General features: G+C 69.2%; 15 protein-coding genes and 7 pseudogenes. 14 read left to right on the top strand and 8 right to left on the bottom strand.

Annotated elements, in window-relative coordinates:
- Positions 1 to 214 precede the first annotated feature (214 nt).
- The 3 genes from ACWV17_RS24565 (at position 215) to ACWV17_RS24555 (ending at position 2,067) form a co-directional block, all read left to right on the top strand.
- Positions 215 to 799, top strand: a complete 585-nt coding sequence (locus tag ACWV17_RS24565; RefSeq protein WP_455361412.1) for an MFS transporter — start codon at positions 215 to 217, stop codon at positions 797 to 799.
- Positions 766 to 1,620, top strand: a complete 855-nt coding sequence (locus ACWV17_RS24560; RefSeq protein ID WP_455361411.1) for an MFS transporter — start codon at positions 766 to 768, stop codon at positions 1,618 to 1,620. Before ACWV17_RS24565 ends, ACWV17_RS24560 begins: the two co-directional genes overlap by 34 nt.
- A gap of 105 nt (positions 1,621 to 1,725) precedes the next feature.
- Positions 1,726 to 2,067: a DUF5713 family protein gene (locus ACWV17_RS24555; protein WP_455361410.1), complete on the top strand. Its 342-nt coding sequence runs from the start codon at positions 1,726 to 1,728 to the stop codon at positions 2,065 to 2,067.
- Between the two features lie 287 nt (positions 2,068 to 2,354).
- On the opposite strand, the pseudogene ACWV17_RS24550 reads toward ACWV17_RS24555, so the two are convergent.
- Positions 2,355 to 3,114: pseudogene (locus ACWV17_RS24550) on the bottom strand (transposase); the annotation flags it as partial.
- A gap of 61 nt (positions 3,115 to 3,175) precedes the next feature.
- Positions 3,176 to 3,370, bottom strand: a pseudogene (locus ACWV17_RS24545) (DUF6192 family protein); the annotation flags it as partial.
- A gap of 338 nt (positions 3,371 to 3,708) precedes the next feature.
- On the opposite strand from ACWV17_RS24545, the pseudogene ACWV17_RS24540 reads away from it, so the two are divergent.
- Positions 3,709 to 4,232: pseudogene (locus ACWV17_RS24540) on the top strand (MFS transporter); the annotation flags it as partial.
- Positions 4,233 to 4,253: 21 nt separating this feature from the next.
- Positions 4,254 to 4,430 (top strand): hypothetical protein, encoded by a 177-nt coding sequence (locus ACWV17_RS24535; protein WP_455355299.1) that lies wholly within the window; start codon positions 4,254 to 4,256, stop codon positions 4,428 to 4,430.
- Positions 4,431 to 4,483: 53 nt separating this feature from the next.
- Here ACWV17_RS24535 and ACWV17_RS24530 read toward each other — a convergent pair whose 3' ends face one another.
- The gene (locus tag ACWV17_RS24530) at positions 4,484 to 6,541 is read right to left on the bottom strand and encodes a phosphocholine-specific phospholipase C (RefSeq protein WP_455361409.1); all 2,058 of its coding nucleotides are present in this window, start codon (positions 6,539 to 6,541) and stop codon (positions 4,484 to 4,486) included.
- A 339-nt stretch (positions 6,542 to 6,880) separates the two neighbouring features.
- Between ACWV17_RS24530 and ACWV17_RS24525 the strand changes: the two are divergent.
- The 3 genes and pseudogenes from ACWV17_RS24525 to ACWV17_RS24515 form a co-directional block, all read left to right on the top strand.
- Positions 6,881 to 7,136, top strand: a pseudogene (locus ACWV17_RS24525) (MFS transporter); the annotation flags it as partial.
- Between the two features lie 22 nt (positions 7,137 to 7,158).
- Positions 7,159 to 7,347 carry a hypothetical protein gene (locus tag ACWV17_RS24520; RefSeq protein WP_455361408.1) on the top strand — a complete coding sequence of 63 codons (189 nt, stop codon included), beginning with the start codon at positions 7,159 to 7,161 and terminating at the stop codon, positions 7,345 to 7,347.
- A gap of 327 nt (positions 7,348 to 7,674) precedes the next feature.
- Positions 7,675 to 8,133: pseudogene (locus ACWV17_RS24515) on the top strand (IS5 family transposase); the annotation flags it as partial.
- A 194-nt stretch (positions 8,134 to 8,327) separates the two neighbouring features.
- On the opposite strand, the gene ACWV17_RS24510 reads toward ACWV17_RS24515, so the two are convergent.
- The 4 genes from ACWV17_RS24510 to ACWV17_RS24495 form a co-directional block, all read right to left on the bottom strand.
- Positions 8,328 to 10,052, bottom strand: coding sequence for a chloride channel protein (locus ACWV17_RS24510; RefSeq protein ID WP_455361407.1), 1,725 nt, complete (start codon positions 10,050 to 10,052; stop codon positions 8,328 to 8,330).
- A gap of 125 nt (positions 10,053 to 10,177) precedes the next feature.
- On the bottom strand, positions 10,178 to 10,672 hold the full coding sequence (locus ACWV17_RS24505) for a hypothetical protein (protein WP_455361406.1): 495 nt from the start codon (positions 10,670 to 10,672) through the stop codon (positions 10,178 to 10,180).
- A 129-nt stretch (positions 10,673 to 10,801) separates the two neighbouring features.
- Positions 10,802 to 11,014, bottom strand: coding sequence for a helix-turn-helix transcriptional regulator (locus ACWV17_RS24500; protein ID WP_455355256.1), 213 nt, complete (start codon positions 11,012 to 11,014; stop codon positions 10,802 to 10,804).
- Positions 11,011 to 11,430 (bottom strand): hypothetical protein, encoded by a 420-nt coding sequence (locus tag ACWV17_RS24495; protein ID WP_455355257.1) that lies wholly within the window; start codon positions 11,428 to 11,430, stop codon positions 11,011 to 11,013. The genes ACWV17_RS24500 and ACWV17_RS24495 overlap by 4 nt, the downstream gene beginning before the upstream one ends.
- Positions 11,431 to 11,775: 345 nt before the next feature.
- Here ACWV17_RS24495 and ACWV17_RS24490 point away from each other — a divergent pair.
- Positions 11,776 to 12,097: pseudogene (locus ACWV17_RS24490) on the top strand (NF041680 family putative transposase); the annotation flags it as partial.
- A gap of 29 nt (positions 12,098 to 12,126) precedes the next feature.
- The gene (locus ACWV17_RS24485) at positions 12,127 to 12,537 is read left to right on the top strand and encodes a RidA family protein (RefSeq protein ID WP_455361405.1); all 411 of its coding nucleotides are present in this window, start codon (positions 12,127 to 12,129) and stop codon (positions 12,535 to 12,537) included.
- 69 nt (positions 12,538 to 12,606) lie between these two features.
- Here the strand turns inward: ACWV17_RS24485 and sbnA are convergent, their stop codons facing one another.
- On the bottom strand, positions 12,607 to 13,593 hold the full coding sequence (gene sbnA, locus ACWV17_RS24480; protein WP_455361404.1) for a 2,3-diaminopropionate biosynthesis protein SbnA: 987 nt from the start codon (positions 13,591 to 13,593) through the stop codon (positions 12,607 to 12,609).
- 266 nt (positions 13,594 to 13,859) lie between these two features.
- On the opposite strand from sbnA, the gene ACWV17_RS24475 reads away from it, so the two are divergent.
- The 4 genes and pseudogenes from ACWV17_RS24475 to ACWV17_RS24460 all read left to right on the top strand — a co-directional run.
- Complete coding sequence (locus ACWV17_RS24475; protein WP_455361403.1) at positions 13,860 to 16,394, top strand: Pls/PosA family non-ribosomal peptide synthetase; 2,535 nt, start codon at positions 13,860 to 13,862, stop codon at positions 16,392 to 16,394.
- 43 nt (positions 16,395 to 16,437) lie between these two features.
- Complete coding sequence (locus ACWV17_RS24470) at positions 16,438 to 18,954, top strand: non-ribosomal peptide synthetase (RefSeq protein ID WP_455361402.1); 2,517 nt, start codon at positions 16,438 to 16,440, stop codon at positions 18,952 to 18,954.
- Positions 18,955 to 18,976: 22 nt separating this feature from the next.
- Complete coding sequence (locus tag ACWV17_RS24465) at positions 18,977 to 19,981, top strand: TauD/TfdA family dioxygenase (protein ID WP_455361401.1); 1,005 nt, start codon at positions 18,977 to 18,979, stop codon at positions 19,979 to 19,981.
- Positions 19,978 to 20,315, top strand: a pseudogene (locus ACWV17_RS24460) (hypothetical protein); the annotation flags it as partial. The gene ACWV17_RS24465 and the pseudogene ACWV17_RS24460, both read left to right, overlap by 4 nt.

The following is a 20,315-nucleotide window of genomic DNA, read 5'->3' as shown; positions in this document are numbered from 1 at the left end:
CGGTGGGGCGGAGGGAGCGGCGCGTGGCCACATGAACTCCTCTATGTCGAGTACATGACGCTTCGCTCAAGCGGGCAGCTTGGCCGCGCCCGGTGGGCTGCGCGTGATGGCCGCGTGTTGCCGTGGTGAATTCGGCGCAGTCGCCAGGAGAATTACGGCTCTGGAAAGCCGCTCCACCAGGAGCAACCGTCCAACCCGAGGGTGGCCGATTCACATGGGTGCGCCCAGTGCTTCGTATCAGACGGAGCTGCTGCTGGCACGACTGGACCGCATTCCTGTCTGGCCCTATGGACGCCGGCTGCTGTGGGTGATCGGCGGTGGTTACTTCTTCGCCTTCTTCGACGTGGTCGCCATCGGCGCCGCGCTTCCGGTGATCAGCGCCCAGTTCGATGTGTCGACCGGGGCGGCGTCGTTGGCCGTGACCAGCAGTCTGGCGGGCTATGTGGTCGGTGGATTCGCCGACAGTACGTTCTCCGACCTCCGGGGCCGACGGGTCAGCATGATGGTCTCCGTCGGGCTGTTCACCATGGGGTCCGTCGCCGCCGCCTTGAGTCCCAGCCTTGCGTGGCTGATCGTCTTCCGCTTCGTCGCGGGGATGGGTATCGGTGCGGAGATCGCCTGCGTCACCACCTATATCGCCGAGTTGGCGCCTGCGGCACTGCGCGGGCGGTACACGAGCTGGGTGACCGTGATGGCGTTCACGGGATTCGCGGTCGTTCCCATGGCGCTCGCGGGCTCGTTCCCGCCTTCCCGGCCGGCTGGCGGGTGCTGTTCGCCCTCGGCGCCCTCGGCGGTCTGAGCATTCTCCTTCTGCGTCGGAACGTGCCCCTGTCGGCGCGCTGGCTGTTGCTCCACGGCCGCCAGGAGGAGGCGGCGCGCGAAGTGGAAAAGGCGGAGGCGAAGGCCCGTGCGCTGCTCGGCCACGAGCTGCCGCCGCCCGGACCGGCTCACGAGCAGCGACTCGTGACGCGGTGGCCCGCCCGGATGCTTCTGCAGCGCGAGCACATCGCCCGGCTGGCGTTGTTCGTCGTCATCTGGTTCGTGTACTACCTCGGCAATTACGGCTGGCTCACGCTCGCTCCGACGCTCCTGGTCGAACACGGGTACAGCCTGAGCTCAAGCCTCACGTACCTGCTGGTGACCGGTTTCGGGTTCGTTGTGGGCGCGCTGCTCTCGGCACAGCTCTCCGACCGCTTCGAACGGCCGTACGTGACCGCGCTCGGCGCACTGGTGTGGGCGGCGGCGCTGCTCGCGATCGGCCTCTTCACGTCGGCGGCCGTGGTGATCACGGTGGGCTTCGTGGCTTCGGCGTCGGTCGGCTTTCTCGTGCCCGTGCTGTACACGTACACCGCCGAGCAGTTCGCGACCCGCGCGCGGGCGACCGGTGTCGCGTTGACGGACGGGCTCGGGCATGTGGGCGGCGCGCTCGCCCCCACGGTGCTGCTCGCGGCGAACAGTGTCTGGTCCTTCCGCGGGGCGTTCGCCGTCATGGCGGCCACCGGTCTGGTTACCGCCGTGCGAGCGGCGCTGCTTCGACTGGTCCGACGACATTCCGTGAAGGCTCGGTGCGGCCTGGCAGAGTCATCCCCGCTCGGATGCGGCGGCGAGGGCCTGTTGTGAAAGTGCTGGTCGCGATCCACCTGGGCACGCATAGGCGGCCTCGCCCTGTCAGTGGTGTGGTGCATCATCGGCGCGTCGGTTATTCGAAGGGGACGGGGAGACGCTGTGGCGATCACAAACCAGCAGGTGGCAGGGCACGCGTTCCTGCGGCAGCTGTACGCGGACGCATACTTCCCCGATCATGTCGTCGACAAGGGCAGGGCGATCCTGCTGCGGCTGTGTGAGCGGATTGAGGCTGAGTGGCCGTCGGACCTGGGGTCCCTGTATGCGCTGACCCAGGCCGCGACGGAGGAGTTCAACCTGCTGGAGGCGGAGTTCGAGGCAGCCGGAAGTGAGATCGAGACTGTTGCGCGGGAGGAGATCGCCGAGGACTTCTGGTTCGTCGCCTCGACCTACGGGTTCACGGACGCGGATGTAGAGGAGCTGATCGCCACCCGGGACTGGTGAGCGAGGCCGGAAAGCCGGCTCTTTGTCAGAGCCAGGCCATTCGTTGAGGACTGCGACCAGCACGGTCGCCTCGTAGCGGACGGCGAACTTGTCGAACTTCGGTGGGCGACCCGCACGGGAGCCGAGCCTCTGCGGGAGTCGTATGCCTTGTCGGCGCGGACGCGGTCCGGGCGCTTGCGGGGCCGTCCGATCCCGAGGCGAGGCACCCGAATGGCTTCCAGGACCGGCCAACACCGCAGCGCCGCTGTTGCGGAGAGGACCGTACGCGTTGCCCCGGCAGGTCGGTGAGTCCAGGCCGTCCGCCGGGTCAGCCTCGGGTGCAGCCGGTCCCATGCCTGCGCGGTCGCCTTCCCGTAAAGGCGGTGTCGGTGACCGTCACGGCCTGCTCGGTGCCCCAGGTGGCGGAATCGCCGAAGACGAACTCGCCGCCGTGCTTGGGTGGTCGGCCGCCCTTTTGGGGGCGTAGACGCGTGGCGGCGTCGGCCGGCGCATGACACGGTCCGAGCGGAGCCGGCCGAGGATCTGCTCGGGAGGTCGTGCAGCAGGTGGGCGATGCGGGGTGCGTCGTATCCGGCGTCCAGCACCACCAGAACCTCCGGGTCGCCCGGCTTCCACTGGCCGGCGGCGACGAGCCGCTCGAACAGCTCACGGATCTGGGCCGTGGTCACCGCAGCGACGTCCGCGCCAGGCTCCAGGCGGACCGCGTTCAGCAACGCCGTCCACGACGTGCGGCCGGTCGCCGGCGCGGCCTCGATCGAGTACGGCCGGCCGGGCACCATCTGGTGCTTGCCCTCGCCCCGGACGAACGTGTGGCAGAAGGACCGGTCCCAACCCAACAGGTGTTGGCGTCCGGCCGCAGCCACGGCGAGACGTCCGCGGCCAGCACGATCCGTCTGTCCGCCGCACGCGGCAGAGGCCTCCCGGCCACGGCCCGCCGCAGCCGGGTGACGTCGATCCGTCCCTGGTTGAGGCCGCGGTAGGGGCCCCGTGGCCGCGGCGGTGTTCCGGCGCGAGTGCCGGGTCGACCAGCGTCCGCACCGGCCCGTCCGTGCGTGCTCGACGGCGGCACGATGACATGTGGGTCCCTGGTGCCTGGTCAGACAGAACCGCGGACCGTGAACAACTCCTGCCCCGGCGCGGCCTGCTGGCTGCCGCGCTCACGCATTGGCTCGATCTCCAGCGCGCGGTCCCCGACCGTGAAGGAGCCCCGCGTCTGCTGTTCGACCACTTCACGCAGCTGAGCCACGATCTGCTCGTAGCGCTGCTGGCTGACACTTCCGACCTTGTCGATCTCCTCCGGCATGGTGTTCCACCACCCATGCGGGCCGGGACACGGAGCTGAAGTCCGTGACGTGGACACGGCCCGCTCATCACCGAGAGTCAGACCGAGAATCCACCAGATGCTTGCGCAGCCGCCGGTCCGTACGCCACTGCCTGGCACGACACGCCGAAGAACAGAACAGCTCATCAGGCGGTGCCCCCGGCCTCAGCCGTTCGCCACAAGCCCGACGGTTCCTCTCCCCGGCCCGCCCGGTGCCCTTGGACACCACACCCGCGTAGGACCCAAGGCTACTCAGAACCGGGGATCACAAAGCCACTCACTCAGAGTGGGAAGCCTCTCGGTAGCCGACCCACCGGGGCATGCGCGGAGAGCCTTCAGTTCGACTCCGCCGCCCCGCGGACCGCCCGCACGTGGTGATTCTTGCCGCGTGTGCCGGGCAGTTCCTCGTTGTGCTCGACGTGTCCGTGGTCACTGTGGCGCTGCCGTCGATGCGGGCCGATCTGGGGCTGTCGTGGCTCGGGTTGCAGTGGGTGCTCAACGCGTACTCGATCGCGTTCGCCGCGTTCATGCTGCTCGGCGGGCGGGCGGGCCGCGTACGTGTTCGGGCGGAAGCGGATGTTCCTCGTGGGGCTCGGGCTGTTCAAGGCGGCTTCCGTAGCGGGCGGGCTCGCGCAGGGGGGTGGCAACTCCTCGTCGCGCGGGGTGTGCAGGGGCTCGGTGCGGCCGTGCTCGCCCTGGCGACGCTCACCATCATCACGGCCGACGTGCCACCAGGGCCCGCCCGTACGGGCGCGATCGGCGCCTGGGCGGCCGTGGGCACGGCGGGCGGCGCGGCCGAGGGGGGCTCGTCGGCGGGGCGCTTACCGAGCTGCTGTCCTGTCGACGCTGGGGCTCGGCGAGGCCCATGCGGGCGGTGTACCGGGTCCGGTGCCAGACCGGCCCGGTGGTCTTCCTGGCGGAACGGGTCAGGTCGTACGAGGACGCGCCCGACTTCGTTGCCGAGACGATGCCCGTGTACGTCGCCGCCGAGGCGGAGCACATCGGCTGCGGAAAGCTGGAACTGAAGATGCCGCATCCCTGATCACGAGGTCCGGTACGGGGCCGCCCCACTCGGGGCGGCCCCTGCCGCGCAGGTCAGGCGGTCCGGATCGCCGGGTCGCTCACGCCCGGTGCGCCGGTCTCCACGTGGCCGGCGAAGCGGCGCAGGAACGCCGTCGTCGTGTCGGACGTCACCGAGACGTCGTACCAGCGCTTCGTGGTGCTCAGGTCGACGGTGAGGGTGACCTTGGCGCCCGGGTTCACCGTGACCGTGCGGGGGCTGCCTCCGTAGGCGTTGTTGACGGTCAGCCGGGCGGTGGTGCCGCTGGGGTTGGTCAGCGTCACGTCCAGGTTGCCGGTGGCCGCATTGTGGCGTGCAGTCGCCTCGGGTGCCGTGGTCCTGCCGGGGCTCTTGAAGGTGCGCAGAAAGCCGTTGGGGCCGTGCACGGTGAGGTCGTGCGTGCCGCCCGAGTACGCCGAGTTCCAGGTGTCGGTGACCTGCTTGCCGGCTTCCGCCGTGTACGTCCACGGGGCGTCGGTGCGGTTCGCCGACGTGACGTAGAACTGCGCGCCGGCCCCCGTACCGGGCGCGAACGTGAGGGCAATGCGGCCGTCGGTCGTGTTGACGGCGCCGTCCACGTACGGCGCGTACGGCAGTGGCCGGGTGGGACGTGAGCCGGGCTCCTGCACGGGCATGCTGCCGACGGCGGGCGGTACGGGCCGGTAGTCGGGGTGGCGCTCGCGGTCCGGCGGTTCGTACGCCGAGGTGTCGGGCAGCGCGACCGGGGCCGTGTTCCGGGCGCTGAAATCGAAGGCCGAGGTGAGGTCCCCGCAGATCGCGCGCCGCCACGGAGAGATGTTGGGCTCGTGCACGCCGAAGCGGCGCTCCATGAACCGCACGATCGACGTGTGGTCGAAGACCTCCGAGCAGACGTAACCGCCAGTGCTCCAGGGGGAGATGACGAACATGGGGACACGTGGGCCGAGGCCGTAGTTGCCCGCGGCGTACTTGGTGCCGCCGGCGTACTGCTCGTTCGTCGTGGCGACCGTGGACTTGCCCTGCGCGGCGGAGGCCGGCGGGTACGGAGGCACGACGTGGTCGAAGAAGCCGTCGTTCTCGTCGTACGTGATGAACAGTGCGGTGCGTGCCCAGACGGCCGGGTTCGACGTCAGGGCGTCGAGTACCTGCGCGATGTACCAGGCACCGTAGTTCGAGGGGAAGTTGGAGTGTTCCGTGAATGCCTCGGGGGCGGCGATCCACGAGATCTGCGGGAGCCGGCCGGCCTGGACGTCTGCTCTGAGGTGGTCGAAGTAGCCGTCGCCGTTCTTGACGTCGGTCCCGGTGCGGGCCTTGTCGTAGAGCGGGTCGCCGGGCTTGGCTTTGCGGTAACGGTTGAAGTAGAGCAGGGAGTTGTCGCCGTAGTTGCCGCGGTAGGCGTCGTTGATCCAGCCCCAGTGCCCGGCTGCGTCCAGTCCGTCTCCGATGTCCTGGTAGATCTTCCAGGAGATGCCGGCCTGTTGGAGTCGTTCCGGGTAGGTCGTCCAGCCGTATCCCAGCTCCTCGTTGCCGAGTACGGGCCCGCCGCCCGTTCCGTCGTTCCCGGTGTAACCGGTCCACATGTAGTAGCGGTTGGGGTCGGTGGCCCCGATGAACGAGCAGTGGTAGGCGTCGCAGATGGTGAACCTGTCGGCGAGCGCGAAGTGGAAGGGGATGTCCTCCCGGTCGAGGTACGCCATCGTCGTCGCGGTCTTGGCGGGCACCCACCGGTCGTACGCGCCGTGGTTGATCGCCTTGTGGCCGCCTGCCCAGTCGTGGTTGAGCCCTTGCAGGAACTGCATCCCGAGGTCCTCGGCGGTCGGATGGAACGGAAGGGTCACCTTCGTCCCGTCCGACTGATGCCACACGGATTTCCCGCTCGGCAGTGTCACCGGACGTGGGTCCCCGAAGCCTCGGACGCCGTTGAGGGTGCCGAAGTAGTGGTCGAACGAGCGGTTCTCCTGCATGAGGACGACGATGTGATCGACGTCCTGGATGGTGCCGGAGCGAACGGCGGCGGGTATGGCCGCGGCGCGGTCGATGCTGCTCGACAACGCGGCGAACCCGGCGGTCGTGCCGGCGATCTGCAGGAAGCGGCGGCGATTGAGGTCCGTCATTGTCAGGGGCCTCCGAAGGGTGGGGTGACCTGGTGGGGAGATCCGCCAGGGCAGAGCGGCGCTGCCTCTGGGCAGGCGTATCTGTGGTGGAGCTTGGAGGAGTGCGCAAAGTTGATTGGATAGCGGCAGTTTCGCGCAAGAGTTGCCACAGGATGGCGTCTGGGTTGCGGTTTCGTCAATAGGGTGACGATCGACCGCGAAAGCGTCGAGCACACGGCCCGCCGGGCCTGTAACCCGATGTACGGAGCCGTCGGACCCTGCGGCCATGACACACGTGTCCCACACCCCCTCCCGTACCGAGAAGGCACTCGACTCCGCCGCCTCGCGGACCGCCCGCACATGGTGATTCTTGCCGCGTGTGCCGGGCAGTTCCTCGTTGTGCTCGACGTGTCCGTGGTCACTGTGGCGCTGCCGTCGATGCGGGCCGATCTGGGGCTGTCGTGGCTCGGGTTGCAGTGGGTGCTCAACGCGTACTCGATCGCGTTCGCCGGGTTCATGCTGCTCGGCGGGCGGGCGGGCCGCGTACGTATTCGGGCGGAAGGGGATGTTCCTCGTGGGGCTCGGGCTGTTCACGGCGGCTTCCGTGATCGCCGGCTCCAAGCTGGCGATCACGTCTGATGGCCCGGGTCGGTTCGCGGAACGTCGCCGTGCTCGGCGCGCTGATCGCTGCGGCCGGGTTCGGGTGGCCGTCGACGATGGGGCCGGAGACGGCGTACCTGACTGGCATCGCCGTGCCGGGCGTGCTGCTGACGGCGGCGGCCGTGATGCTGCTGTGGCTGCCGCGCCCGTCGTCGGAACGCGCTTGAGTAGGGAGAAGATCTCCACCACGGATGCCACCTCGTCCGCCACCTGCGACAACGCGGGCTGGGTCGCCGCCGACATCACCTCGCTCGCCCAGACCTGGTCCAGCACCAAAGCCGAACCGGCCGGGATCCTCGGAATCGGTGCGATCCAGTCGGAAAGCAGGCGAACCGGGTCTCCCAGGCCTTCTTCGCGTGCCGGTCCTGCGGATTCGTTGATCACGCAGACCGCAATGGCTCCCGCAACGTTCAGGCCAGAGGCCTGGAGTTGTGGCGACGCGGGGCACAGTCAGCTGCCCCAGCCGCACCCCGATCCCGCAGCGCGGCAGGCCCAAAACCGGGCCGAGCCCGGTCGACCGCGCCAGACCTGGCTCGAAGCACCATGTGATCACCGACGCGCACGGCACTCCGCTGGCCATCACGCTGACCGGTGGCAACCGGCACGATGTCACCCAGCTGCTGCCCCTGCTCGACGCGATACCGCACATCAAGGGTCACACCGGCAGGCCTCGCCACCGGCCGCGGCAGCTGTTCACCGACCGCGGCTACGACTACGACAAGTACCGCCGCCTGCTGTGGAAACGCGGGATCAAGCCGGTCATCGCACGACGCGGAGTGCCGCACGGTTCCGGGCTCGGCACCGTCCGCTGGGTGGTAGAGCGCACGAACGCCTGGATCCACGGCTTCCGCCGCCTTCGGATCCGCTGGGACATCCGCGACGACATCCACGAGGCATTCCTCAAGCTGGCCTGCTGCGTGATCACCTACCGACGCGTCCGAGCATTGTGTTAGCTCCTCTTAGAGCACCGCATCGGGCGCTGACCGTTTCCACACCGAACTCCGCCGAGAGGTCCGGGACTTCCTGCACGCACTGTCTGCCGACCTCACCGACATGCACGACGGTCTCGCGGAGAACCCGGCCCTGCGGGCCTCCGGCCCTGCGGGCCTCCGGCCCCGATTCCCCCGCCTGATGACCGGCGCGCGTCTCATGACCGGCCGCGCGCGAGCGCGGACAGCACCGCCGTGCGGGTCACCCACCCGACGGGTTGCAGCCGAGCGGCGTCCAGCACGGGAATGCCGTCCATCGCGGGCGCGGACATCAGCGCGTCCAGCGCCTTCTCGACGGTCATACGGTCGGTCAGGACCGGCGGGGTCGAGGTCAGGGCGGCAAGGGTGTCGTCCGCGGCCCCGGCATGCCCGGCCAGCGATGCCTGCTGAAGCGTGACAACGCCGACATACGTGCCGTCCGCGTCCTCCACCGGCAGCGTGTCGACTCCCGCGGCGGCCAGGCGGTCGGCGGCCTCCGCCGGGCCGGTGCGAACGGGGACGGGGTCCGGCCAAGGGCCCATGACGTCCACGAGGCGACGGGTGCGACCCGGTCCTTCGGCCTCAGGATCCACACCCCGACGGCGGAGATTGAACGTGTAGACGGTGTCCGCGCTGAGCAGGCGGCTGACTCCCGTGGCCAGCACCACCGACAGCATGAGCGGAAGCAAGAGGGCGTACTCGTCGGTGAGTTCCAGCATGATCACCACTGCGGTGATCGGCGCACGGGCGGACCCGGCGAACACCGCCCCCATGCCGAGGATCCCGTAGATCTCGGGGTTTCCGGCCAAGCCGGGCATCAAGTCGTGGGCTGCGTTACCGAACGCCATCCCGGCCATGGCGCCGATAAACAGTGACGGCGCGAACGCACCGCCCGAGCCGCCGATGCCGATGGTCAGGCTCATGGTCGCCATCTTCGTGACGGTCAGGAGAAGGAGGAACGGCACGGCGTAGGTGCCGCCCAGGGCGTCCTCCAGCGCGGCATCACCGACCCCGTACATCTGCGGGACGGCCAGCAGCACGGCGCCGAGGACGACGCCCCCGACTACCGGGCGCGCCCACTGCGGACCGCGCCACAGCCTGTCGCAGCCGTGCGTGACGCCGGAGAGTACCCGGGTGAAGGCGACACCCAACGCCCCGGCGAGCAGCCCGAGCAGGGCGAACAGCACGTACGTGCCCGGCTGGTGGACCTGCAGGTCCGGCAGGCGCAGGAAGGGCTGGTCGCCCAGGAAGGCGATCGCGACAGCGCTGGCGCTGACGGAGGCGAGCACGACCATGCCGAAGGACTCGGCCGCGAAGTTCCGCAGAATCAGCTCCATCGCGAAGAAGACGCCGGCCAGGGGTGCGTTGAATGTCGCCGCGATACCTCCCGCCGTGCCGCACGCGACCAAGACCCGCATCCGGTCCTCAGCAGCCCGAACCCTCCCGCCGAGAGCGGAACCGAGCGCCGAACCAAGCTGCGCGACAGGCCCCTCGGGCCCCACCGACCCGCCACCGCCGATGCACACCGCGGCGGCCAGCGTCCGCACCGCCGCCACCCGGGCCGGCAGCCGGCCGCCGCGACGTGCGACGGCGTACATCACCTCCGGGAGGCCCTCGGTGCGGGGCTCGCGCGCGAAGCGCTGGACGAGCGGACCGTAGGCCAGCCCAGCGAGAAGGGGGATGAGCAGGACGAACCACGGTCCCAGCCAGGGGACGAGCGGGTCATCGGAGCGGCCTGTCGCGGTGTACTCGCGGTGACCCGTGAACAGCAAGGTGAACAGCTCGACCAACTGGCGGAAGGCGACGGCTCCGAGACCTGCCCCTGCGCCCACGGTCAGGGCGAGGACCAGCAGGCCGACCGGGGTGCTGCGCAGCCGTGCCGCAGGGCCGTGAGGGAGAACCATGGGAACACCTTCGCCACGTCAGGCGGGTTTCCGCGCCCCAACGCGCCGTCGGCACCGGAGCAGGTCCATCAGTTGGGACAGGGCTGGCCACCGCGCCCGACAGCCGGTCGACACCCGCCGCGAACTCAAGCTCCGCGGCGTCCCCGCAGGTCGGGATCACCGGAGCATGACCTGCTGGAAGTCGGCGCCCCGAAGCGCACAGTCGCGGAAGGACACCCGCTCCAGCCGCGCGCCTCTGAAGTCGGCTCGACCAGCACACAGCCCTCGAACGTGACGTCGGTCAGCGTGCGCAACACCGGCCACGGAGGCCGCCGCCGCAGCGGCGGCGCGGCGGCCGACACGGCCGGCGGTAGATCGCCGCGGTGCTCCGGAATGCCGCTGATGGCATCGGGCCGCGGCGTGGGGTGCCGGTCGCCGAGCAGCCGGCAGAAGAGCATGACGAGTTCGTACCCCGCCGCATGCGCGGCGTCGACCGGGAATGTCGGCCAGTCGGGCCAGTGTGAGAGGTCCTTCCCGGCGAGGGACTCGAAGCTGCCATCCCGCAGCACTTGCAGGAGAGAGCCGCTGTCCCCGGCCTTGCAGATGGCAGTGAGATCACGGCGGCAGTTCTCAGTTGTCATGGCAGGACGCTGCGGGAAACGCCGCACTGGCTGAGCGTCGGGTACCGACGCGGGGACTGCTCAGGGCCTGCGGCTGCCGTCGTCAGCGGCGCCGGAGCCCCGCGCGCAGCCACTGCCTGAAGCCGGCGGTCACGGTTTGGAGTCCGTGTCTTCGTCCGGGAAGAAAAGACCCTCAATCGGTTCGCCGAACACGGCGGCGATCTTGAACGCGAGCGGCAGGCTCGGGTCGTAGCGGCCCGTTTCGATGGCGTAGACCGTTTGCCGGGACACGTCGAGGCGGTCAGCGAGGTCGGCCTGACTCCAACGGCGCACCGCCCGCAGTTCCCTGAGCCGGTTCTTCACCGGGTTCGCGGGGTCTTGAACAGCAGGGCTGCGATCCAGGTCAGGATGCTTGCGATGAAGCTGATCTGGACCAGCTGGCGCAGGTCGCCCACCCCGGCCGCCTGGAGAAGCCCGACGGTGTAGATCGCCATGATCAGCACGCCGAACCCGATCGCCAGGGCCTCGAGCTGGCAACGACGCTGGTACTCGTCGGCGCGGCGCAAGCTCCTGATCACGGCCCGGACGATCCACAGCCCCGGGGCGAGGTTCAGCAGCGACCAGAACAGTTTCCATGAGTCCGCCGAACCGAAGAGGCCGAACTCTGAGATCAAGCTGAGCAGCCCGAGGGCGATGACCGCAGGCAACCAGTCGAGGAACCACGCGCGGGCGCGGACCGTGTCGCTTCGGCTCTGGCGGTTCTCTGGTGATTTCTCCATGCGACGAACGTAAAGGAAACCTGTCTAGCTGTAAATGGTCCTTGTCAAATAGACAAGGGTGGTTGACGGTCCGGCGAAGGCGTCACCGGGCGTGGTGCTACCGGAGGATCCTGCACGGATCCGCCCTGGCCCGAGAGAGCAACTGCGACCCGGCCAGCGTCAGGTCGTGCAGCCTCGCCAGCGCGGCGAGGGCGCCGCGCGGGGACAACGCCGCCTCCGGCTCGTCCAGCAGATACAGTCCGCCCGGCCGGAACCGGTTCTCGATCAGGTCCAGGAACGGCGCGCCATGCGAACGCTCAGTTTGATCTTCACCTGCGACTGTCGAACGAGTCTCGAACTTGAGGCGACCGCGTGATGCGGCTGCCGAAGCAGCCGCGGGTCTACGATCCGAAGGGCGGGGGACCTCCGAAGCATGGGCCGGAGTTCCGCTTCGCCAAACCGGGGACCTGGCCGCGGCTGACCCACCGCTCGGCCTGGCTCGACCACGATGGCGAACTGCCACTGGTCGAGGGCACGTTGATCCGCCTGAAGGCCGAGCACCACCCCGAAGATCCGTACCCCTGAGGCCGCGGATCGCTGGACCTGGCTCCTCATCGCCGCTCAGGCCCAACTCCAGCTCGCCCGCCCGTTGGCCGACGACTTCCGCCGGCCCTGGGAGAAACCCGCCGCGCAGTGGTGTCCACCAGACTCTCGGGCATGACTGCGAAGATCACCCGGATCAACCCCGACCAGTTGCATGCGACGCCCGGCTATCACCACGTCACCGTGGTCGAGGCCGGCCGCACGGCCTACTTGGCGGGACAGTGCCCACTCGACCGCCACGGGTCCTTCGTCGGCTCCGGTTGTCTCGACACGCAGATCGATCAGGTCGCCGCGAACGCAATGACCGTACTGGCTGCGGTCGGAGCCCAACCGCACGATGTCGTTCGCTCGGTGGTCTACGTGTGCAGCGACGACACCGACGTTCTGGGCGCCGCGTGGCGCCGACTCGGCAGTTCGGTCATTGGTCCGGCGTTCACCGGCGCCGACACGCTCGTGGGTGTCGCGCAGCTTGGCTTCGGCGGACAGCTCGTCGAAGTGGAGCTCACCGCGTCCCTGCCCGGGTGAGCGGCACGGTTCTGGTGCACCTCCCGTACCGACGCGTCCTCCGCGTGCCCGCCCCTGGGGTGGCGTCGGTCAGGCTGCCCGGGAAGCGGCGCTCGGTTCCCGGGGGCCGAGCACGTCCTCGCCGTACAGATCCTGCACCCAGTTGGTCTGGTAGACGGTCTCCAGATACCGCTCGCCCAGATCCGGGGCGATGGCCGCCGCGGTCAGCCTCCGCCCCTCCCGCCGGGCCAGCCAGTCCATCGCGCCGCTGACCACCGTGCCGGTGGAGCCCCCGAACAAGAACCCACGCCTGGCCAGCCGATGACAGGCCCGGATGGTGTCGGTCTCCGCCACGCACACCACCTCGTCGACATAGGACTCGTCCAGCAACGGCGGCCGCACGCTTGTGCCCAGGCCGGGAATCATCCGCCGGCCCGTGGCACCCCCGAAGGTCACCGAGCCCACGCTGTCGACCGCCACGATGCGCACCGGCCGGTGCCACTCGCGGAAGTACCGGGCGCAGCCCATCAGGGTGCCGGTGGTGCCGGCTCCGACGAACAGCACGTCCAGGTCCGGAAACTGCCGGGCGATGGCCGGGGCGGTCCTGCGGTAGTGGGCCAAGCCGTTGTCGGGGTTGGTGTACTGGTTGAGCCACACATACCGGTCGTCGGACGCGCACAGCTCGCGGACGTGGTCGATGCGCGCGCCGAGGAACCCGCCGGCGTCGGCGGGCTCGGAGATGACGTGGACCTGGCCGCCCAGGGCCTCCATGAGCAGCCGGGTGGACAGGTTGCAGCGGGAGTCGGTCACGCACAGGAACCGGTAGCCCTTGCTGGCTGCGATCATGCTCAGCGCCACGCCCAGGTTGCCCGAGGAGGACTCGACCAGGATCGAGTCCGGGGTCAGCAGGCCGTAGCGCTCGGCGGCCTCGACCATTTCGGTCGCGGCCTTGAGCTTGATCGAGCCGGCGAAGTTGAAGCCCTCGCACTTGAGGAACAGTGGGCGCCCGAATATCCCCTCGAGGTCGACGTACAGCTCGTTCTCGTTGAAGGCCTGGGGGACGGATATGACAGGCATGATGGCCTCCTCCTCGGTGGCGGCAGTCGTCGACGAGACACCACTCGCCGGAACACATTCAGTGCGCCCGATTTGCTCTGCCCTGTCATGCCACCGGATTTCGGGGCTTGACTCCTGCCGCGATTGCGGATAACGGGCCGACGGTGGTGGCCGTTTACCCCATGCGGTTATTCGCGTCAAGTTCCGAATTCCAGGGGCAGGACACGGATTTCCCGATCACGCCTACTGGAGAAGCAAGAATCCATCCTTAATTGCAGGGAGCTGACATGACTGGGAAAGCTGTCGAGGTCCTGACGGCCGATCCGGCCGGAATGCCGGCAACCGGGAACGGCGTTCACGCCGAACCGGAGACCGGCACCGAGAGGCTCCTGGCCGAGGTGCTGGCCGGCGTCGTGGGCGTCGAGCGGGTGTCGGTCGAAAGCCACTTCTTCGACGACCTGGGCGCCGACTCCCTGGTGATGGCCCAGTTCTGTGCCCGGGTCAGGAAACGGACGGACCTGCCCTCGGTGTCGATGAAGGACATCTACCGGGCCCCCACGATCCGAAGCCTGGCCACCACGCTCCCGGAGCCGACCGACGCCGCGCCCACCCCGGCCCCGGCCCCGGCCCCGGCCGAGGTGGCGGCACCGGCCGGCACGCGGCAGTACCTCCTCTGCGGAACGCTGCAGTTCCTGACCTTCCTCGCGTACTCCTACCTCGCCGCCCTCGTCGCCGTCCGAGGCTACGAGTGGATCTTCGCCGGCCCAGGTCTGACCGACATCTACCTGCGGTCGGTCCTGTTCGGCGGCGCGAGCTTCCTCGTCCTGTGCACCCTTCCGGTCCTGGCGAAGTGGCTGCTCATCGGCCGCTGGAAGCCCCGGGAGATCCCCGTATGGAGCCCCGGCTACCTGCGCTTCTGGTTCGTCAAGACCCTGATCCGGACCAGCCCCGTACGCCTGTTCGCCGGTTCGCCGCTCTACGTGCTGTATCTGAGGGCGCTGGGCGCGAAGATCGGGCGCGGTGTCGCGATCTTCTCCACGCACGTGCCCGTGTGCACCGACCTGCTCACCATCGGTGACGGCACAGTCATCCGTAAGGACTCACTCTTCCCCTGCTACCGGGCCCACGCCGGCCTGATCCAGACCGGTGCGGTCACCCTCGGCAAGGACGTGCTCGTGAGCGAGCAGACGGTGCTCGACATCGAGACCTCGATGGGTGACGGATCTCAGCTGGGCCACGCCTCCTCCCTGCACTCCGGGCAGGCCGTGCCCGACGGTGAGCGCCGGCACGGGTCCCCGGCGCAGCGGACCGAGGTGGACTACCGGACCGTCGGCCCCGTCGACTGCGGCACCCTCAGGAGAGCCGCCTACACCGTCCTGCAGTTGCTGGCCCTGCTGGCTCTGTATCTGCCGCTCGCGCTGGCCGGCGTGACCGTACTGCTCGCGGAACTCCCGCAGTTCAAGGCTCTGATGAATCCGCAGTCCCCGGCTTTCATCAGCGGGACGTTCTACCTCGACGCCCTGGCCGCCTCCTTCGTGCTCTTCTTCGGCGCTGTGCTCGTCGGCCTCCTCACCGTGGTCACTGTGCCGCGCCTGCTCAACCTGACCGTCAAGCCGGGCAAGGTCTATCGCCTGTACGGCTTCCACTACGGCGTCCAGCGGGCGATCGCGTTCATGACCAACAGGAAGTTCTTCACCACGCTCTTCGGGGACAGCTCCGGCATCGTCCACTATCTGCGCTGCCTCGGATACGACCTGTCCGGGGCCGAGCAGAGGGCCGAGCAGAGGGTCGAGCAGACCGGGTCGAACTTCGGCACGGAGGTCAAACACGACAGTCCGTTCCTGAGCTCTGTCGGCAGCGGAACCATGGTCGCTGACGGGTTGTCGCTCATCAACGCGGATTTCTCGAGCACGTCCTTCCGTCTGTCCCGGGCGTCGATCGGGCCGCGCAACTTTCTCGGGAACCGCATCGCCTATCCCTCAAGGGCCAGGACGGGTGACAACTGCCTGCTCGGGACAAAGGTCATGGTCCCCGTCGACGGACCGGTACGGGAAGGCGTCGGCCTGCTGGGCTCGCCCAGCTTCGAGATCCCGCGCACGGTCGAGCGTGACAACCGGTTCAACCACCTGGCGAACGGGGACGAGCTGCGCCGCCGCCTCACCGCCAAGAACAAGCACAATGCCGTCACGGCGGGGCTGTACCTGCTGGCGCGGTGGATCCATTTCTTCGTGATCACCCTCATCGCCAGAGGCGCCGCGGATCTCTACCCCTCCTTCGGTGCGTCGGCGATCGCGCTGGCCGGCGTCCTCATTCTCCTGTTCACCGTCGTCTACTTCGTGCTGGTCGAGCGGGCCGGCAGGAGATTCCAGGCGCTGAAACCGCTGTACTGCTCGATTTACGAGCCCTCCTTCTGGCGGCATGAGCGGTTCTGGAAGATGGCTTCGGTCGATTACGTCGAGGTCTTCAACGGCACCCCGTTCAAGAACGTGATCTGGCGGGCTCTGGGTGCCCGGATCGGAAAGCGGGTCTTCGACGACGGCTGCTTCTTCCCGGAGAGGACGCTCATCGCCGTCGGGGACGACTGCACGCTCAACTCGGGCAGCGTGATCCAGTGCCACTCGCAGGAGGACGGCACCTTCAAGTCCGACCGCACCACCGTCGGTACCGGCTGCACCCTCGGGGTCGGCGCATTCGTCCACTACGGCGTGACGATGGGCGACGGCGTCGTGCTGGCCCCCGACTCCTTCCTCATGAAAGGCGAGGACATCCCCCGGCAGGCCCGGTGGGGCGGAAACCCGGCCCGGGAAATGCGGAACAACTGACATCGCAGCAGCAACAAGCAGCAAACAAATGGAGGAAGACCCGATGGGAACGCAAGCCCGCACCAGCCGGGAGTTCTGGCACGGCGTACTGGCCGCCGGCGGTTTCACCCCCGTCCCGCGCTGGACCCTCGAACCTGCAACCGGCGTCGCCGAGTACCAGGCGCCGATACCCGATGACCACGTGGCGGCGTTGTGCCGGCTGGCGGACGAGCTGGCGGTGTCGCTCAGCTCGGTGCTGCTCGCCGCGCACGCCAAGGCGCTCGCCGCACTGTCCGACGAGCACGAGGTCGTGACCGGATACCTCGCCGAGGAGGGCGGCCGGCCCCTGCCCTGCCGGCTCGCGACCGGGCCCGGCTCGTGGCGGACGCTGCTGATGCACACTCACCAGGCAGAATCGGAACTGCTGTCACACCAGGACTTCCCGGTCGACGGCCTCAGGCGCGAGCTGGGCCTGACCGAACCGTCGTTCGAGACCGTGTTCGATCCGGCCGGCGTCGGCGGTGAACTCGCCGAGGACACCGTGCTGGCGGCGGGAATCGCGCCGCGACGCGACGACCGACTCGTACTGCGCCTGCGGTACCGGACCGACGTGCTCGACGCGGACTGCGCCGCCAGGATCGCCGGCTACCACCTCATCGCGATCGCGCTGATCGCCGCCGGCCCGGATGCCGAGCACGGGCGGCAGAGCCTGCTGTCCGACGAGGAATTCCGGTTCCAGATCGAGGGGCTGGCCGGACCGCGCCGGGAGCTGCCGGACCGCCGGGTGCACGAGCTGTTCGAACAGCGGGTGAGGGCCCACCCGGACGCCGTCGCCGCCGTGCACGGCGACCGGCAGTGGACCTACCAGGAGCTCAATGCCCGTGCCAACCGGCTGGGACGAGCGCTGCTGGCGCGCGGACTGCGCCGCGAAGGTGTCGTCGCGGTGGTGACCGAGCGCAACCTCGACTGGCTGGCCGCCGTTCTCGCGGTCTTCAAGGCCGGGGGCGTGTACCTGCCCATCGAGCCGCACTTCCCGGCCGACCGCATCGCGGCCACGCTCTCCCGTGCCGAGTGCGCCCTCGTGCTGACCGAAGCGGACAGCACCGCCACGCTCGACCGGGCTCTCGCGTCGCTGCCCACCTTGCGGACACTCTTCGTCGACGCGGCCTACGAGGAGGGGCACGCCGACGATGATCCGGGCATCGACGTCGCGGCGGACCAGCTCGCGTACATCTACTTCACGTCCGGCTCCACCGGCGAGCCCAAGGGTGCGATGTGCGAGCACGCGGGCGTGCTCAACCACCTCTACGCCAAGATCGACGACCTGGACGTCGGGGCGGGGCAGGTAGTCGCTCAGACCGCGCCGCAGTGTTTCGACATCTCCCTGTGGCAGCTGGTTTCCGCGCTGCTGGTCGGCGGGCGGACCCTGCTGGTCGAGCAGGAGGCGATCCTGGACGTCCCGCGGTTCCTCGACACGATCACCGACGGCCGGGTCACGGTGCTCCAGGTCGTGCCGTCGTACCTCGAAGTCGTCCTGTCCGAACTGGAGCAGCGCCCTCGCCCGCTACCGGACCTGCGGTCGGTGTCGGTCACCGGTGAGACGGTGAAGAAGGAGCTCACCGAGCGCTGGTTCGCGGCCGAGCCCGGGATCACCCTGGTCAACGCCTACGGGCTGACCGAGACCTCGGACGACACCAACCACGAGGTCATGGACCGGGTGCCGGACTCCGACCGGGTCCCGCTCGGTCCCCCCGTCAGCAACGTGCACATCTACGTCGTCGACGAGCAGCTGTCCCCGGTGCCGCTCGGCGCCCCAGGCGAGATCGTCTTCTCCGGAGTCTGCGTCGGCCGTGGGTACGTCAACGACCCCGAGCGCACCCGCCAGGCCTTCATGGCCGATCCGCACCACAAGGGCCGGCGGCTCTACCGGAGCGGCGACCGCGGCCGCTGGCAACCGGACGGCAAACTGGAGTTCCTCGGCCGCCGGGACACCCAGGTCAAGATTCGTGGCTTCCGGATCGAGACCGGCGAGATCGAGAACACCCTGCTGCGGGTACCCGGTGTCCGCGACGGCGCGGTGGTGGTCGCCGAGCGGGCAGGCCGGAGCAAGCACCTGGTCGCCTTCTACTCCGGCCCGCGGCCGCTCGAGGCCGACGAACTGTCCGCCCGGCTGGCCTGCTCCCTGCCCGCGTACATGGTCCCTTCCGCCTTCCACTGGCAGGAAAACCTGCCGCTGACCGCCAACAGCAAGATCGACAAGAAGGCACTGAAGGCACTCGCCGCGGAACTCGACACGGCCCAGGACGACCACGAGCCGCCGGGTACTCCTACCGAACGGCGGCTGGCGGCCGCATGGGCGAAGGTACTCGGCATTCCCCAGCACAGGATCGGACGGCAGGACCACTTCTTCGACCGCGGCGGCACATCGCTGTCGGCGGTGAGGCTGGCCATCTCCCTGGACCGTGCCGCGTCACTCCAGGACGTCACCCGCCACCCGGTCCTTGCCGATCTGGCCCGGCTGCTCGACGACAGATCCCAGCGACACGCACCCGCAATGTCGACTACTTCCTCTACTTCCTGAACAGCACCGAAAGGACCACACCATGTCGATTCCCGTTCCGGCCTCACTGCTCAAGGTGGACCTGCACCCCGGCAAACCCCCGATACTGCACGCCAACGCCAACGACGACATAGCGGGCTGGGCGGCCGAACACCGCCACGTGCTGCGCACCCTCGTCACCGAATACGGCGCGCTTCTCGTCCGGGGCCTGGGGCTGCGCGACGCGGACCAGGCCGGCGTGCTCTTCCACCGGCTGGCCCCCGCCCTGATGACCGACAGGGAAGCCTTCGCCCCTCGCCGGACCTACACCCCGGGCGTGTACTCCTCCTCGACATGGCCGGCCAACCAGCCGATGTGCATGCACCACGAACTGAGCTACACCCTCCAGCCCCCCGGCCTGATGCTGTTCGCCTGTCTCACCGCGCCCACCACCGGCGGGGCCACCGCCCTCGCCGACGCCGCCACCGTGCTCGACGCGCTGCCGGCCGAGCTGGTCCAGCGGTTCGAACGGGAGGGCTGGCTGCTCACCCGCACCTACAGCGACGAGATCGGGGCTCCCTACGCGCAGGCCTTCGGCACCGACGACCGGGCCGCCGTCGAAAGCTACTGCCGTGCACACGCCATCGAGTTCGCCTGGCAGCCCGACGGCGGCCTGCGCACCCGCCAGCGCCGCCCCGCCGTGACAGCCCACCCGGTCACCGGCCGGCGCTGCTGGTTCAACCAGATCGCCTTCCTCAACGAATGGACGCTCGACCCCGAGATCCGGGAGTACCTCGTCGAGGTCTACGGCGCCGACGGGCTGCCGTTCAACACCCGCTTCGGCAACGGCGAGACGATCGGCCCGGACACCGTCCAGCTGCTCGGCGACATCTACGCCGCCCACACCACCCGCGAGCCGTGGCAGGCCGGGGACGTGATGCTCGTCGACAACGTGCGCACCGCGCACAGCAGAGAGGCATTCGAAGGACCACGCGAGGTGCTCGTCGCGATGGCCGAGCCCCTGGGCCCTGCCGGGGGCACGCCGACGGCCGAGGGGAGTGCCCGATGACCGCCACGCGCCCGCCCGTAACGCCCGCAACGGAATCCGCCACGTCCCAGCCGCACACCGTGCCCCCGTTCGCGGTGGTCTCCGGGGCCCAGGTCCAGCACGCCCTGCGCGGCCGGGAACGGCAGATCGTGGAGTTGACCGAGGCCACCTACCGGCTGCACGCCGCAGGGGAGTCGGTCAACCCGCCCTCCTACTTCCTGCGCCTCCCCGACCGCCCGTCGGCCCGGATCATCGCGCTGCCCGCCTCGGTCGGCGGGCAGGTGTCGGCGTACGGCCTTAGCTCCCCAGTTGTGTACAGACGAACGTCCCCAGACGTCAGGCCACTTCGGTCTCT

It is taken from the genome of Streptomyces mabaensis (genome assembly GCF_053763515.1).
Note: the sequence above shows the minus strand (reverse complement) of the source record. Positions and strands in the feature narration are given on the sequence as shown.

Bases quoted from the DNA above. Each gene is read 5' to 3' on its own strand.
- ACWV17_RS24485 (WP_455361405.1), top strand. From the start codon at position 12,127: ATGACTGCGAAGATCACCCGGATCAACCCCGACCAGTTGCATGCGACG.
- ACWV17_RS24465 (WP_455361401.1), top strand. From the start codon at position 18,977: ATGTCGATTCCCGTTCCGGCCTCACTGCTCAAGGTGGACCTGCACCCC.
- ACWV17_RS24565 (WP_455361412.1), top strand. From the start codon at position 215: ATGGGTGCGCCCAGTGCTTCGTATCAGACGGAGCTGCTGCTGGCACGA.
- ACWV17_RS24520 (WP_455361408.1), top strand. From the start codon at position 7,159: ATGGCCCGGGTCGGTTCGCGGAACGTCGCCGTGCTCGGCGCGCTGATC.
- ACWV17_RS24470 (WP_455361402.1), top strand. From the start codon at position 16,438: ATGGGAACGCAAGCCCGCACCAGCCGGGAGTTCTGGCACGGCGTACTG.
- ACWV17_RS24530 (WP_455361409.1), bottom strand. From the start codon at position 6,541: ATGACGGACCTCAATCGCCGCCGCTTCCTGCAGATCGCCGGCACGACC.
- ACWV17_RS24510 (WP_455361407.1), bottom strand. From the start codon at position 10,052: ATGGTTCTCCCTCACGGCCCTGCGGCACGGCTGCGCAGCACCCCGGTC.
- ACWV17_RS24535 (WP_455355299.1), top strand. From the start codon at position 4,254: ATGCGGGCGGTGTACCGGGTCCGGTGCCAGACCGGCCCGGTGGTCTTC.
- ACWV17_RS24475 (WP_455361403.1), top strand. From the start codon at position 13,860: ATGACTGGGAAAGCTGTCGAGGTCCTGACGGCCGATCCGGCCGGAATG.
- sbnA (WP_455361404.1), bottom strand. From the start codon at position 13,593: ATGCCTGTCATATCCGTCCCCCAGGCCTTCAACGAGAACGAGCTGTAC.
- ACWV17_RS24495 (WP_455355257.1), bottom strand. From the start codon at position 11,430: ATGGAGAAATCACCAGAGAACCGCCAGAGCCGAAGCGACACGGTCCGC.
- ACWV17_RS24505 (WP_455361406.1), bottom strand. From the start codon at position 10,672: ATGACAACTGAGAACTGCCGCCGTGATCTCACTGCCATCTGCAAGGCC.